We start from the raw sequence: 14269 nt of genomic DNA, 5'->3' as shown, positions 1-14269 counted from the left end.
AAAAAGCCGGTCTCAGTTCGGATCGGGGTCTGCAACTCGACCCCGTGAAGTCGGAGTCGCTAGTAATCGCAGATCAGCAACGCTGCGGTGAATACGTTCCCGGGCCTTGTACACACCGCCCGTCACGTCACGAAAGTCGGCAACACCCGAAGCCCATGGCCTAACCCCGTGAGGGGAGGGAGTGGTCGAAGGTGGGGCTGGCGATTGGGACGAAGTCGTAACAAGGTAGCCGTACCGGAAGGTGCGGCTGGATCACCTCCTTTCTAAGGAGCGACCCGTTTCGGGTAGCCCTTCTCATCCGAGTGTGATGGTGGGGTGCTCAGGTGGCGGAGACACTGGCTAGTTCCCTGACCTTTTTTTGCTCATCCTTGTCTGTCTAGTACTGCCCCCCTTTTTTTGGTGGGTGTGGAACGGTGGCCGGGGGGTGGGGGTTGGGGTGGACGTAAGCATCCTGTTGGGTCCTGAGACAACAAGCCTGTGTTTGGGGTTTGGGGTTTCGGTGTGTGGCAGTCCCGTGCTGCCCGTCATACCAGCTCAGCCTGTGAGGGTTCCCGTCAAGGGTGGCCTGGTGCGGGGTGGGTGCTTGGTGGTGGGTGTGGGTGTCGGGGGTTGCGCGTTGTTTGAGAATTACACAGTGGACGCGAGCATCTTTGTGGTCAAGTTGCTGAGGGCAGACGGTGGATGCCTTGGCACCAGGAGCCGATGAAGGACGTGGGAGGCCGCGATAGGCCTGGGGGAGCTGTCAACCTAGCTGTGATCCCAGGGTGTCCGAATGGGGGAACCCGGCACCAGTCATGTGGTGTCACCTCCGCCTGAATATATAGGGCGTGAGGGGGGAACGCGGGGAAGTGAAACATCTCAGTACCCGTTGGAAGAGAAAACAATTGTGATTCCGTGAGTAGTGGCGAGCGAAAGCGGATGAGGCTAAACCGTGCATGTGTGATACCGGTCAGGGGTTGCGTGTGCGGGGTTGTGGGAGCGTGCGTGTTGGTCTGACCGCCGGCGGAGCAGTGAGAAAGTTAGTGGTTAGCCGAAGACCGTTGGAAAGCGGCACCGTAGGCGGTGATAGTCCGGTAGGTGAAAACTGCTGACCTGTTTGTTGCGTTTCCCGAGTAGCCGCGGACTCCTGTAATCTGCGGTGAATCTGCCAGGACCACCTGGTAAGCCTAAATACTTCCTGGTGACCGATAGCGGACGAGTACCGTGAGGGAATGGTGAAAAGTACCCCGGGAGGGGAGTGAAATAGTACCTGAAACCGAGTGCCTACAAGCCGTTGGAGGGTCCCGTGCTGGGTAACCAGCACGGCCTGACAGCGTGCCTTTTGAAGAATGAGCCGGCGAGTTAGCGCTCTGTGGCAAGGTTAAGGATCAATCCGGAGCCGTAGCGAAAGCGAGTCCTAACTGGGCGTTTAGTCACAGGGTCTAGACCCGAAGCCGAGTGATCTACCCATGGGCAGGCTGAAGCGAGGGTAAGACCTCGTGGAGGGCCGAACCGACTCGGGTTGAAAACCGGGCGGATGACCTGTGGATAGGGGTGAAAGGCCAATCAAACTCGGTGATATCTGGTTCTCCCCGAAATGCATTTTGGTGCAGCCTCACGTGTTTAGCTTTGGTGGTAGAGCACTGGATGGGCTAGGGGGCCGACAAGCTTACCGAACTCAGCCAAACTCCGAATGCCATTGCTTGAGAGCGTGGGAGTGAGACTGCGGGGGCTAAGCTCCGTAGTCGAGAGGGAAACAACCCAGACCGCCAGCTAAGGTCCCTAAACAGCGCTAAGTGGGAAAGGATGTCGAGTCGCAGAGACAACCAGGAGGTTGGCTTAGAAGCAGCCACCCTTTAAAGAGTGCGTAATAGCTCACTGGTCAAGTAATTCGGCGCCGACAATGTAGCGGGGCTAAGCGTTGTACCGAAGCTGCGGCATTTCCCGTAAGGGGGATGGGTAGGGGAGCGTCGTGTGGCGGGAGAAGCGGCCGCGGAAGCGAGCCGTGGACGCCACACGAGTGAGAATGCCGGCATGAGTAGCGAGAGACGGGTGAGAAACCCGTCCGCCGAAAACCCAAGGTTTCCTGGGCAAGGCTAATCCGCCCAGGGTAAGTCGGGACCTAAGGCGAGGTCGAGAGACGTAGTCGATGGACAACGGGTTGATATTCCCGTACCAGTGCTTCCGCGCCCAGCCCGACCCCAGTCGCTAAGGGAGGCCCTACGGGGCTGAACGACCCGGCTGGCATTAGGGCAGCGAAGGGGTGACGCAGGAAGGTAGGCCAGCCCGGTCGATGGTCGAGCCGGGGTAAGTGTGTAGGGAGGCCCCCCAGGCAAATCCAGGGGACCATATCCTGAGGCACGATGCCGAACCGAATAAGGTGAAGTGGCTAATCCTATGCTGCCTAGAAAAGCCTCTAGCGAGCTGAAGCGCTGCCCGTACCCCAAACCGACACAGGTGGGTAAGTAGAGAATACTAAGGCGATCGAGAGAACCCTGGTTAAGGAACTAGGCAAGTTGGCCCCGTAACTTCGGGAGAAGGGGCACCCCTGATGGTGACGGCCTTCGCGGCCAGAGCTTTCGGGGGTCGCAGAGAAAAGGCCCAAGCGACTGTTTACTAAAAACACAGGTGCATGCGAAGTCGTAAGACCATGTATATGCACTGACGCCTGCCCGGTGCCGGAACGTTAAGGGGAGGGGTCAGCCGAAAGGCGAAGCTCTGAACTGAAGCGCCGGTAAACGGCGGCCGTAACTATAACGGTCCTAAGGTAGCGAAATTCCTTGTCGGGTAAGTTCCGACCTGCACGAATGGCGTAACGACTTGGGCACTGTCTCAACTGGGGACTCGGCGAAATTGCACTACGAGTAAAGATGCTCGTTACGCGTGGAAGGACGGAAAGACCCCGTGGACCTTTACTACAGCTTGGTATTGGGACTTGACATGTGTTGCGTAGGATAGGCGGGAGGCTTTGAAGCTGGGACTCTGGTTCTGGTGGAGCCAACCTTGAAATACCGCTCTGCATGTGTTGGGTCCCTAACCCACACCCGTGATCCGGGTGAGAGACAGTGCCAGGTGGGTAGTTTGACTGGGGCGGTCGCCTCCTAAACTGTAACGGAGGCGCCCAAAGGTTCCCTCAAGCCGGTTGGCAATCGGCTGTCGAGTGCAAGGGCACAAGGGAGCTTGACTGCGAGACCTACAAGTCGAGCAGGTGCGAAAGCAGGGCCTAGTGATCCGGCGGTCCCATGTGGATGGGCCGTCGCTCAACGGATAAAAGGTACCCCGGGGATAACAGGCTGATCGGTCCCAAGAGTCCATATCGACGGACCGGTTTGGCACCTCGATGTCGGCTCGTCGCATCCTGGGGCTGGAGCAGGTCCCAAGGGTTAGGCTGTTCGCCTATTAAAGCGGTACGCGAGCTGGGTTTAGAACGTCGCGAGACAGTGAAACAACCGCGCTGTCTATAAATTCGGCTAAATGCTGGAATCTCCGAGCATCCACTGGTACTCGCTCGTTTTTTGTCATACCCCCTCCGTAGCATGGGGGCGAGATGAGATCGGGCAGTGACAACCCAAGTGGTGCGGACAATCAGCAGGAAAGACTGGATGCCTACATAGCGGGGTACGTCGACGGAGAAGGGAGCTTTCACGTTGCTGTTCAGCACAACCGCTTCACGCGGACGGGCTGGCAGCTCGTTCCTGAGTTTCATGTGAGCCAGAATGCCGAGCGTCGTGAGGTCTTGGACCTCATCCAACGACACTCGCATGCGGTCGGGTTCGAGAGAACCACCGTGGCTCCCGGGACAGGACATTGGTCTTGGTTATTCGAAACCGAAACCAATTACTAGAAAGCGTCATCCCATACTTCGAGTCGCAGCCGCTACTTAGCAGCAACAATCAGGAGTTCGTGACCTTCGCTGCCATCGTCAGAGCGATGGCTCGGGGAGAACACCTGACGGACTCCGGCTTCTCCTCATTGATGAGCCAGGCGCTCACCATGAATGGGGGAGGGCGCTACCGGAGGATCCACAAACAGCATCCAGAATCCTCAGAGACCATACGCCGAACACCGGGCGGTTAACGGCCGGTGAAGATATGGTCCGACCTGCATGGCGACATGTAGAGCCCGGCAGAAATGACCGGGCCCACCGCTGAAGAACGAGCGGTCGGTAACAATCGTGTCGGTCCCTATCCTCCATGCGCGCAGGAGCCTTGAGGAGTGCTGTCCCTAGTACGAGAGGACCGGGACGGACGAACCTCTGGTGTGTGAGTTGTCCTGCCAAGGGCACTGCTCATTGGCCACGTTCGGACGGGATAAGCGCTGAAAGCATCTAAGTGCGAAGCCCACTCCAAGATGAGGGCTCCCACGGGTAGCACCCGGTAAGGACCCCAGTAGACGACTGGGTCGATAGGCGGGAGGTGTAAGCACAGCAATGTGTTCAGCCGACCCGTACTAATCGTCCGAGGGCTTGACCGTTTGCTCGCGCTCGCTATGGGTTTTCGAGGCCTGCCGATGCCACGCGGCCTTTGACAACTAAAGAAGTTCCGGTGGCCATAGGGGAGGGGTCACACCCGGCTCCATTCCGAACCCGGAAGTTAAGCCCTCCACCGCCGATGGTACTGCCCTGGTAACGGGGTGGGAGAGTAGGTCGCTGCCGGAGCCCCACTAGAAGCAGAAGGCCGGCCCGTGAGGACCGGCCTTCTGCGCGCCCGCCCCGCGCCACAAAAAGGCGGCGGCAACCCCGTCTACTTGGGAACGGTCATCCCCCGGACTTTCGACAGGTAACGGGCCACGCCCATCGCGTTCAGCGAGTGCGGGATGGCGTGGGCCAACCGGTCGGAAAGGGCGTCGTCCAGCGGCCCCACCAGGCGCAGCTCCTCCTCCTCGAGGGCTTCGGCAATCTGCGCCACCCCACCGCCACTTGCCACGACCGCCTCGGCCACGGTCACCACCCGGCGCAGGGCCGATGCCCCCTCGGCCAGGTAGGGTGCCAGGCCCGCCCCGGCGGCGGGCAGGGGTCCGAAGTGGGTGGGGAACAGCCGGGACGGCCCCAGGGCCTGGAGCCGCCCGATGGAATCCACGGCCGCCTCGAGGTTGAACTCGGGCGGGGGCGTCGCCGGGTGGACGGCCCCCATCTCGGCCAGGAAGACGCCGAGCGCGTCGCCGGCGAACACGTCGCCCGACGCCGCCTCGACCAGGGCCATGTGGTGGGCGGCATGACCGGGGGTGTACACCGCCGAGAGCACCCGGCCGTCCCCCAGGTCGGCCACCACGCCGTCGGCGCCGACGACATCCAGCCGGTCGGCGGGCACCGGGCGCATGGAACCCCACATCCCCTCCATGTCGTCATACAGGCGGCTGGCCGATGCCCACAGCCGGGAAGGATCGATGAGATGCGGCGCCCCCTCCTCCCGCACGACCACCCGGGCCCGGGGGAACCGCTCGGCGAGATGGCCCGCCGCCCCGGCGTGATCGAGGTGGATGTGGGTGAGGATGATCCAGGCGAGGTCATCGATACCGAGTTCCTCAAGCCCCGTCAGGATGGCCTCCAGCGAAGTCGCAGGCGCCGTATCGATGATGGCGGGCGCTGGAGCGGGAAAACAGTACACGGCGGTGACGCCGGCGCGGCCGTGCATGTGGGAGTCGATTGCCCGTACGCCGCCGCCGTAGTCAATCACCACGGAATCACCATGCCGAAACCTCCCGGAACGTCGATGAAAGAACCGGCCCGAGGAGCGGCCGATGGTAGCCTGCCGCCCATGCCCGGGCAGCACACGCCCCCGCCGGGGCAGGGGCACAACTCCCGGTCCCGGGCGCATCTGATCATGAATCCGAGGGCCCGCGGGGTGACCCCGGCCTTGCAGCATCTCATGACCACCGCGCTCGAAGCCCGCTTCGACCTGACCGTGACGCAGACCCAAGCCCGGGATGCGGGTGCGGCCATCGCCCGGCAGGCGGTGGACGAGGGGGCCGAGCTGCTGATCGCCTTCGGAGGGGACGGACTGGTGAACGACGTGGTCAACGGGATGGCCGGCAGCGACGCGACCCTCGGGGTCATTCCGGGCGGCACCATGAACGTGTTTGCCCGCAACCTGGGGATCCCCACCAACCCGGCCGACGCCGCCGACGCCATCCTGCAGCGGGCAGGCGACCTGCACCCTCGCCGGCTCCCGTTGGGTATGGCGAACGACCGCTACTTCACCTTCGCGGTCGGCTGCGGCTTCGACGCCGAGGCCGCCGCCCGGGTGGACCTCCACAAGGTGGCCAAGCAGCGCCTGGGCGAGCCCTACTTCTACGCCGCGGCCCTGGCCACCTTCGCCAGCTCCTACGCCACCCGCCGCCCCTTCCTCACCTGCGAGGGCCCCTTCGGGGTGCACCCGGCAGTGCTGGCAGTGGGGCTGGTGGGCAACACCTACGCCTACCTCGCCGGGCGGCCAGTCCGCCTCACGCCGGGGCGGCGGGGCGGGACCGGGCTCGGGCTCTTCCTCCTCCGCCGGTTGAACTATCTCCACCTGCCTCGCTATGCCTTCGGGGCAGTCACCGGGCGGTTCGGCCCGAGCGCGCTGTCGCTCAGCAACGTCGAGGAGTTCGTGGTGTCGGCCGATGAGCCCATCTCCCACCACGTGGACGGCGAGACGCTGCCCCCGGCGGAGAAGATCCACGTGCGCCGGGCCCCCTTCCGCCTCAAGGTCCTCGCCTGATGTCCTGGTCCGAGGACGGCCCCCACGGCGGCCCCCACGGCGGCCCCGGCGGCGGGACGACGTCGGAGATGGCCGTCGACATGGGCGCCCCGCCCCCGCGTCCCACCCCACCCCGCCACCGCAAGCGCCGGGTCCTGCGCCGCATCCTGCTGACCGTGCTCGTCCTGGCGATTGTGGGCGTGGTCGCCGGCACCGCCTTCCTCTACTACGTGAACTCGCAGCTGGGGAAGAACTCGGTGGGTTGCACCGCGTGCGGGCCGGCTCAGGCGGGGCCGGGGGGCCAGACGGACCAGAACGTCCTGGTCCTCGGCTCGGACACCCGGGCGATCCTCGACCCGCAGGACCAGGCCAAGTACGACCCCACCGGGGCGGACAAGAACACCGGCCAGCGGGCCGACGTGATCGCCGTGATCCACGTCGACGGGGCCACCGGGAAGGCGGTCCTGGTCAGTATCCCGCGGGATCTCTGGGTGCCCACGCCGAAAGGTGGCCACGAGAAGATCAACGCCTTCTTCAACTCGGGCGTATCGCCGATGGTGGCCGCCGTCGAGCAGCTGACCGGGCTCACCATCAACCACTACGTGGCCGTGAACTTCGACAGCTTCCGCAGCATCAGCCAGGCCCTCGGCGGCGTCGACATCCGCTTCGCCCACCGGGTCTACGACAAGAACTCCGGCCTCAACCAGCCGGCGGGCTGCAACACCCTGGAGGGCGATCAGGCCCTCGCCTTCGTCCGGGACCGGGACACCGACAGTGATTACGGCCGCATCGCTCGCCAGCAGCTCTTCGTGCAGCAGATGATGAAGAAGGTGCTCACCCCAGGCACCCTGCTGAACCCGTTCAAGGTGACCCACCTCATCGACCTCGGCCTGGGGAACTTGACCCACGACTCGGGTCTCACCCTCGGCCTTTTGTCCAGGCTGGCGCTCAAGTTCCACAGCTTCAGCTCATCCGACATCGACTTCCGGGTCCTGCCCTCGGCCCCCAACGGGAGCCTGATCGCCGGTCAGTCGGTCGATACCCAGAGCCCGGCCCAGGTGGCACAGTCCCAGGCCCTCTTCGCCGCCATCAAGGGTGATTCCCCGCTGCCCGACTACGGCAAGCAGAGCGCGGCACCGACGGCTTCGCCCAGCCCGACCGCACGGGTGTCGGCCAACCCGGGTGCATCAGGCCGCCCGGCGCCCACTCCCAGCACCGCGCCGTCCCCCAGCCTCACCCCGGCCGGGCGCCCGGTGACCGTCGCCTCGCAGACCTGGGCCTCGGCCTGCTGAGCGCCCCCGAACGCCCCCGAACGCCCCCGAACGCCTACGGGCGCTCGAAGTCCCGCATCACCACGCCGGTCCGGGGCTTCGGCCAGAACAGGGTGCTCTTGGGCGGCATGACCTTCCCGGCGAGGGCGGTCTCGATGACGGTGCGCACCGGGATGGGGGCGAGCAGGATGGCGAGACGCCCGGCCGACACCCCGGCGGCCACGGCGTCGAGGTCGTGCTCGTACGCGACCTCGACCGCCCGCCCGGCCCCCTCCAGCAGGTGCGTGGCCACCCAGGAGGTGTCCGGGGCGCCCAGTGTCGGGGGGTCGATCGCCATCGTCCAGCGGCCCGCGGCAGTGGCGAGGCCGATGGTGCCCGGCCCGCCCGCGGCCAGGTGCCCGGCGAGAGCGGCGGCGTCGCCGGCGAACGGCTCCAGGGTCCCGGCCGCCGCCACCTCGGCGGCGGTGAGATCGGTCAGCCGGTGGATCGGCAGGAGGCTGGGTGGCTCGTCGGTGGGGTCGGATACCAATGCGAGGGTGGCGTCCCACGGCCCCGGCCCCTCGGCGGCCCGCAGCTCGTCCCGGAGGGCGAGCGAGGCGGCGAAGCGGTGGTGCCCGTCGGCGATCACCAGCGGCGTGTCGATGCCCGCAGCTAGCGCCGCCGATGCCGCCGGCGCCAACGCCCACGCCCGGTGGCGGACCCCGACCGGGTCGGTGACATCGACCAGGGGCTGCCCGTCGCCGGCCGCTGCCACCAGGGGGCCGATGACCCCGTCGCCCCCGGTCAGCCAGATCGGCTCGAGGTTGGCCCGGGCGGCCCGGGTAAGGTCGCGACGCTCGCTGCGGGGCTTGGGCATGGTGTGCTCGTGGACGAAGATCCCCTGTCCCGGCTCCTCCAGGACCAGGGCCCCGATCAGGCCGCCAGTCGACCGGGCGCGCCCGCCCACCTCGTAGTCCATCCGGTAGGCGTAGTGCGCCGGCTCGGCATCGGCGACGAGGATGCCCGCCGCCAGCCACCGGCGGAACTCGGCCGCCGCCTGCGTGAACCGGTCGCCGCCGGGGGCCGCCGAGGGCAGGATGATGCGCACGATGTTGTGGGGGTCGGCCTCGAGGAGGCCCTCCCGCTGGGCGTCCGAGATGACGTCGTAGGGCGGGGAGGTGACGAGGCCGGCGTCTATCCTGGGGGCGAAGCGCACCGCCCGGAAAGGTTCGAGGACTGCCACGACGGGCTGTATACCATGCAGGCGGAGCTGTGGAGCCGGGGCGGGTAGATAGGGCTGGTAGGTAGGGCGAAAGAGGGGCAAGGGAGAGCACGAGCATGGACCCGCACGACGTCTACACCATGCTGAACCGGGGTCGCGACCTCCTCGGGCAGGGCCACGCCCACCAGGCGGCCACCGTCCTGGAGCGGGCCACCCGCCTGGAGCCGGAGAAGACGTCGGTCCGCGAGACCTTCGCCCGGGCGCTCTACCAGAGCGGCCAGAAGCGCCGGGCCCGGGAGGAGTTCGCCCGGGTGCTGGAGCTGGACCCCTCGAACGACTACGCCTACTTCGGTCTCGGCCTGTGCGAGGCGGCGGTGGGGAACACCACCGGCGCGATCGGGCACCTGCGCCTGGCGCTCGCCATGCGCCCCGAGTCCGAGGACTACCGGCGCGCCCTCCAGGCGCTCGCCGGGTAACGGCCGGGCACAGAAGGGACATCGGATGGCGACCTCGCTCCTGGAGCGCTACCGCGCGTTCGCCTTCGACCTGGACGGCGTGGTGTGGCTGGGGGGCAAGATTATCCCCGAGGCCCCCGCCGCCATCCAGGCGATCCGGGACGCCGGCAAGCCGCTGCTGTTTCTGTCCAACAACGCCTCCTACATCCCGTTCTGGATCGTGGAGCGGCTCGCCACCGGCGGTGTCCGGGTGAAGGAGGAGGAGATCCTCACCTCGGCGTCGGCCGCCCGGGCCTGGGTCGAGCGGGAGAAGCTGGTCGGCAAGCGCGCCTTCGTGCTCGGCGCCCCCTCGGTGATCGAGCAGATCGACGATCTCTTGGAGGTGGTCCCTGTGGAGCGGGGGGCCGAGGTGGACCTCGTGATGGTCGCCCGGGACATCGAGTTCACCTACGCCCGCCTGGCGGCGGCCGCCGACGCGGTGCGCAACGGGGCGATCTTCGTCGCCTCGAACCGGGACCACATCATGCCGACCCCCACCGGCTTCGACCCCGGGACCGGGTCCGTGCTGGCCGCGATCGAGGCGGCATCGGGCCGGAAGGCGGCCAGCCTGGGCAAGCCCGAGCTACCCATGATGCAGGCGGCCGCCGAGCGCCTGGGCGTCAAGGGAGTGCTCATGATCGGTGACCGCCCCGACTCCGACGTCGCCGGCGCACACCGCATCGGCTGGGGATCGGCGGTGGTCCTGACCGGGGTCACCAAGCCCGGCATGCCGCTCGAACCGGCGCCCGATCATGTCCTGCGCACGCTGGCAGACCTCCTCGTGCCGATGTGACGGGCATCTCGTAAAGCGATGGACGAGTCGCGGCTGACCGTATGGTGGTGCCGGTGGGAATCCGCGCAGGGGTGGACCACCGGCGGTATCGTCGTACAAGGGGGTAAAACCCAAGCGAGCTACGCCGGAACCCCCGTGCAGGTGCCGATCGCGGTCTGGAGGCGACACATGATCGATCAGATGAAAGACACCATCCGCAAGGCCTCGAAGGTGGTCGAGGCTCCCCGCCACCGTGCCGAGGAGGCGGTCCGCAAGATCGCCGAGAACCCGGACTTCGATCTCATGGACGCCCCTCAGATCGCTCTCGACCTCTTGCGCAAGGGCAAGGGCCAGGCCGACCGCGCCCGGGCGGTGATCGACGACAGCATCCGGCGCCGGCTGAACGAGATGGGCCTGGCCACCAAGGAGGACGTCGAGCGCCTGCAGGCGCGGGTCGCCGAGTTGGAGGAGACCGTCGCCCTGGCGGCGCCGCCCGCTCCGAAGTCCGGCCCCAAGGCGCGGACACCCCGGGCGACCGCCGCCCGGGCATCGTCCACCGGTCCCACGCGACCGGCCGCCCCGCCAGCAAGCCCCACCGGGCCGACCACCGGCCCCGCCCCGGCCAGCCGCCCCCCGCGGGCCCGGGCGCCCCGCATCCGCCCGCCTGCCGTCGGTCCCACGGACGATGCTGGCGGGGAGTCGGCCGCCGGATGAGCGACGCGCTCCCGGACCGGAGCCCGCTCCCGAGCGGGGTGGCGCCGCCCGACGCCGAGCGCATCGCTGCACTGCCGCTCGAGGAGCGCCCCGCCGCGCTGAGCGAGGCGGTCCGCCGCCTCGAATCGGCCCTGGAGGCCACCGAGTCGCCACCGCTCCCACGCTGATGGCCCCGCCGCGGCGCCGGCTCGACCGCCAGCTGGTGCAGGTGGGTCTGGCCCCCGACGCCACCCGTGCCCGCGAGCTGATCGCCGAGCGCCGGGTCTTGGTGGACGGCTCGCCCGGGCTCCAGGCCGGGATGCTCGTGGCCGAATCGAGCGCCGTCACCGTCGAGGCCACCACCCGCTACGTGACCCGGGGGGGCCTGAAGCTCGACGGGGCACTGGAGGACCTGGGCGTGGCCGTCGGCGGCCGGCGCTGCCTCGATGCCGGGGCCGGAGTGGGCGGCTTCACCGATTGCCTGCTGCAGCACGGTGCGGCATCCGTCACCGCGGTGGACGTGGGCTACGGCGACTTCGACTGGCGCCTCCGCCAGGACCCGCGGGTCACGCTCTTCGAGCGCTCCAACCTCCGCACGATGGATGCCGCCGCACTGGGTGAACCCTTCGATCTCGTTGTGGCCGACCTCAGCTTCATCTCGCTCGAGGCCGTCGCCGGCCAGCTGGTTGCGGCGACCGCCCTCGGGGGCGCACTGGTCCTGCTCGTGAAGCCCCAGTTCGAAGCCCCCCGGGGCGATGTGGGCGCGCGAGGCATCGTCCGGGATCCGGCCGTGCAGGCCCGGGCGGTGGAGCGGGTGGTGGCCGCCCTGCGCCACCAAGGTGCCGAGACGCTGGCCGAGGCACCCTCCCGGCTCACCGGGACCCACGGCAACCAGGAGTTCTTCGTGCACGCCCGCCGGCGCCCTCCGGTGGACGGCGGTGGTGCCTGATGGCGGCCGAGGCGCCGCTGCGGTCGATCGGGGCCGTCGTCCACCCGACCGCCGAGCCCGCCCGGCGGGCCTATGACGAGCTGCAGGCCCTGGCCACTGCCCATTCGATCTCGGTGGCCCAGGCGGACGCCGGCGGAGCCTACGACCTGGTGGTGGCCCTCGGCGGGGACGGGACCATGCTGCGGGCGGCCGGGGTCGCCGCCGGCCGGGGCGTGCCGCTGCTGGGCGTGAACCTCGGCCGGATGGGGTTCCTGTCCTCCGCCGAGGGCGACAACCTCGCCGGTGCCGTGGAGGCCCTTGAGGCGGGGGACTACACCATCGAGCCCCGCCGGATGCTGGCCGGGGAGGCGACCCTCGACGGTGCGCTGCTGGTCTCGGCGGTGGCGCTCAACGAGGTAGTGGTGGAGAAGTCGGCCCCCTCGACCGTGGTGGACATCGACGTCTCGGTCGGGGGCGAATCGGTGGCCCAGTACACCGCCGACGGCTTCATCGTGGCCACCTCCACCGGGTCCACCGCCTACTCCCTGTCTGCCGGTGGCCCGGTGGTGGAGCCGGAGTTGGACGTCATGGTCCTCACGCCGGTGTGCGCCCACTCGATCCGCTGGCGGTCGGTGGTCGTCGGCCCGGACCGGCCGGTCACCGTGCGGCTGGTGGGGCATTCGGGAGCCCTGGTGGCCGACGGGCACCAGGTGGGCATGCTGCCCACCGGCTCAGCCGTGACAGTGCGGCCGCACCCGGTCCCGCTGCGCCTGGTGCGCCTGAAGGACGACGGCTTCTTCATGCGCTTCAAGTCCCGGTTCAACCCGGGCTCGTACATCGGCGGGTAGCCGCGCGCGGGCGGCGGGACGATCGGTACCACATCATCTCGGGGACATTTGTCCCACTGCCCGGGACAAAAGTCCCTCACCTCAGCCGGGGGACCGCCCGTGAGGGGCACGGCCCTAGGCCCGGGCGCCCGCTGGATCGGCGCAAAGCGGAAAGCTTTTCCCTGACCCGGCTACACTGGGCGCCATGTTCCGGCGGGGGGCGCGCGCGTCCGGTGGGGTCGAGGTGGCCGCCGCCCCCGGGGTCCTCCGGGGCGTGGTCCGGGCCGATCGCCGGACGAAGACCCTGGTCGGCCGGCTCCAGCCCGGGGAGATCGCCCTCATCGACCACACCGACCTCGACCGCATCTCGGCCGAGAGCCTGGTGGAGCGCCGGGTGAAGGCAGTGCTCAACGTCCAGTGCTCGGCCTCCGGGCAGTACCCCAACCTCGGCCCCCTGGTGCTGGCGGCCGCCGGGGTGCCGCTGATCGACCAGGTCACGCCCGACCTGTTCGGGCTGGTGCGGGAGGGCGACGTCGTCGACCTGGACGACGGCCGCATCCTGCGCGACGGCGAGGTGCTGGCCAAGGGGGAGCTCATCGGCATGGCGGCGGCGCAGGAGCGCCTCGACGCCGCCAAGGCTCAGATCGGCGTGGCATTGGAGTCCTTTGCCGAGAACACCCTCGAGTACCTGCGCGTCGAGCGCGAGTACCTCCTCGACGCCATCCGGCTCCCGGCGGTCAAGGCGCAGATCAATGGCCGGCACGTGCTGGTCGTTGTGCGCGGCTACGGCTACAAGGAGGATCTCGCCGCCCTCAAGGCGGGCTACATCCCTGACTTCAAGCCGGTGCTGATCGGGGTGGACGGGGGTGCGGACGCCCTGCTGGAGCTGGGCCTGCGGCCCGACGTGATCATCGGCGACATGGACTCGGTCTCGACCGGCGCCCTCACCTCGGGGGCCGAGCTCATCCTCCACGCCTATGCCGACGGGCGGGCACCGGGCAAGGACCGCCTGGACGCCCTGCTGCTGCAGTATCGCACCTTCGAAGCCGTGGGCACCAGCGAGGACGTCGCCCTCCTCCTGGCCTATGAGAAGGGGGCGGAGCTGATCGTCGCCGTCGGGTGCCACTCCAGCCTGATCGAGATGATGGACAAGGGGCGCAAGGGCATGGCCTCCACGTTCCTCGTCCGCCTGCGGGTGGGGCCGAAGCTGGTGGATGCCAAGGGGGTGAGCCAACTCCACCGGGCCGGGGCGACCCGGCTACAGATCGTCGGCCTGGTGGCGGCGGCCCTGTTCTGCATGGTGATCATCCTGACCCGGGCGGTGTCGTCGGCCCCCGGCCACACCACCTTGGCCCAGCTGGCGTTCGGCACGGTGAAGGTCTGGTTCCGGCACCTGTGGTTCAAGCTGCGGCACGCCTTCTAGCCGC

At 67.8% G+C, this 14269-nt stretch carries 11 protein-coding genes and 3 rRNA genes; 12 read left to right on the top strand and 2 right to left on the bottom strand.

Going from position 1 to position 14269, the window contains the following annotated elements:
- The 3 genes from VFW71_03095 to rrf form a co-directional block, all read left to right on the top strand.
- Positions 1-263: ribosomal RNA gene (locus VFW71_03095) — 16S ribosomal RNA — on the top strand; the annotation flags it as partial.
- Between the two features lie 391 nt (positions 264-654).
- A 23S ribosomal RNA gene (locus VFW71_03090) occupies positions 655-4452 on the top strand.
- A 67-nt stretch (positions 4453-4519) separates the two neighbouring features.
- Positions 4520-4636, top strand: a 5S ribosomal RNA gene (gene rrf / locus VFW71_03085).
- Positions 4637-4721: 85 nt separating this feature from the next.
- On the opposite strand, the gene VFW71_03080 is transcribed toward rrf, so the two are convergent.
- Positions 4722-5657, bottom strand: a complete 936-nt coding sequence (locus tag VFW71_03080; protein ID HEU5001749.1) for an MBL fold metallo-hydrolase — start codon at positions 5655-5657, stop codon at positions 4722-4724.
- 9 nt (positions 5658-5666) lie between these two features.
- Between VFW71_03080 and VFW71_03075 the strand changes: the two genes are divergently transcribed.
- On the top strand, positions 5667-6677 hold the full coding sequence (locus VFW71_03075) for a diacylglycerol kinase family protein (protein HEU5001748.1): 1011 nt from the start codon (positions 5667-5669) through the stop codon (positions 6675-6677).
- A complete protein-coding gene (locus VFW71_03070; protein ID HEU5001747.1) occupies positions 6677-7948 on the top strand; it encodes an LCP family protein in 1272 nt (423 codons plus the stop codon). Before VFW71_03075 ends, VFW71_03070 begins: the two co-directional genes overlap by 1 nt.
- Before the next feature lie 34 nt (positions 7949-7982).
- Here VFW71_03070 and VFW71_03065 read toward each other — a convergent pair whose 3' ends face one another.
- Positions 7983-9149, bottom strand: a complete 1167-nt coding sequence (locus tag VFW71_03065) for a DUF1015 domain-containing protein (protein ID HEU5001746.1) — start codon at positions 9147-9149, stop codon at positions 7983-7985.
- A gap of 95 nt (positions 9150-9244) precedes the next feature.
- On the opposite strand from VFW71_03065, the gene VFW71_03060 reads away from it, so the two are divergent.
- The 7 genes from VFW71_03060 (at position 9245) to steA (ending at position 14265) form a co-directional block, all read left to right on the top strand.
- On the top strand, positions 9245-9604 hold the full coding sequence (locus VFW71_03060; protein HEU5001745.1) for a tetratricopeptide repeat protein: 360 nt from the start codon (positions 9245-9247) through the stop codon (positions 9602-9604).
- A gap of 25 nt (positions 9605-9629) precedes the next feature.
- Positions 9630-10415, top strand: coding sequence for an HAD-IIA family hydrolase (locus tag VFW71_03055; GenBank protein ID HEU5001744.1), 786 nt, complete (start codon positions 9630-9632; stop codon positions 10413-10415).
- A 180-nt stretch (positions 10416-10595) separates the two neighbouring features.
- Entirely contained in the window at positions 10596-11108 is a 513-nt protein-coding gene (locus tag VFW71_03050; GenBank protein HEU5001743.1) for a hypothetical protein, read from the top strand.
- Positions 11105-11275 carry a hypothetical protein gene (locus tag VFW71_03045; protein HEU5001742.1) on the top strand — a complete coding sequence of 57 codons (171 nt, stop codon included), beginning with the start codon at positions 11105-11107 and terminating at the stop codon, positions 11273-11275. Before VFW71_03050 ends, VFW71_03045 begins: the two co-directional genes overlap by 4 nt.
- Positions 11275-12036 (top strand): TlyA family RNA methyltransferase, encoded by a 762-nt coding sequence (locus VFW71_03040; GenBank protein ID HEU5001741.1) that lies wholly within the window; start codon positions 11275-11277, stop codon positions 12034-12036. The genes VFW71_03045 and VFW71_03040 overlap by 1 nt, the downstream gene beginning before the upstream one ends.
- Positions 12036-12863: an NAD(+)/NADH kinase gene (locus tag VFW71_03035; protein HEU5001740.1), complete on the top strand. Its 828-nt coding sequence runs from the start codon at positions 12036-12038 to the stop codon at positions 12861-12863. Before VFW71_03040 ends, VFW71_03035 begins: the two co-directional genes overlap by 1 nt.
- A 184-nt stretch (positions 12864-13047) precedes the next feature.
- Positions 13048-14265, top strand: coding sequence for a putative cytokinetic ring protein SteA (steA, locus tag VFW71_03030; GenBank protein ID HEU5001739.1), 1218 nt, complete (start codon positions 13048-13050; stop codon positions 14263-14265).
- Positions 14266-14269 lie beyond the last annotated feature (4 nt).

Source organism: Actinomycetota bacterium (assembly GCA_035765775.1).
Taxonomy (GTDB): Bacteria; Actinomycetota; CADDZG01; order JAHWKV01; family JAOPZY01; genus DASTWV01.
Note: the sequence above shows the minus strand (reverse complement) of the source record. Positions and strands in the feature narration are given on the sequence as shown.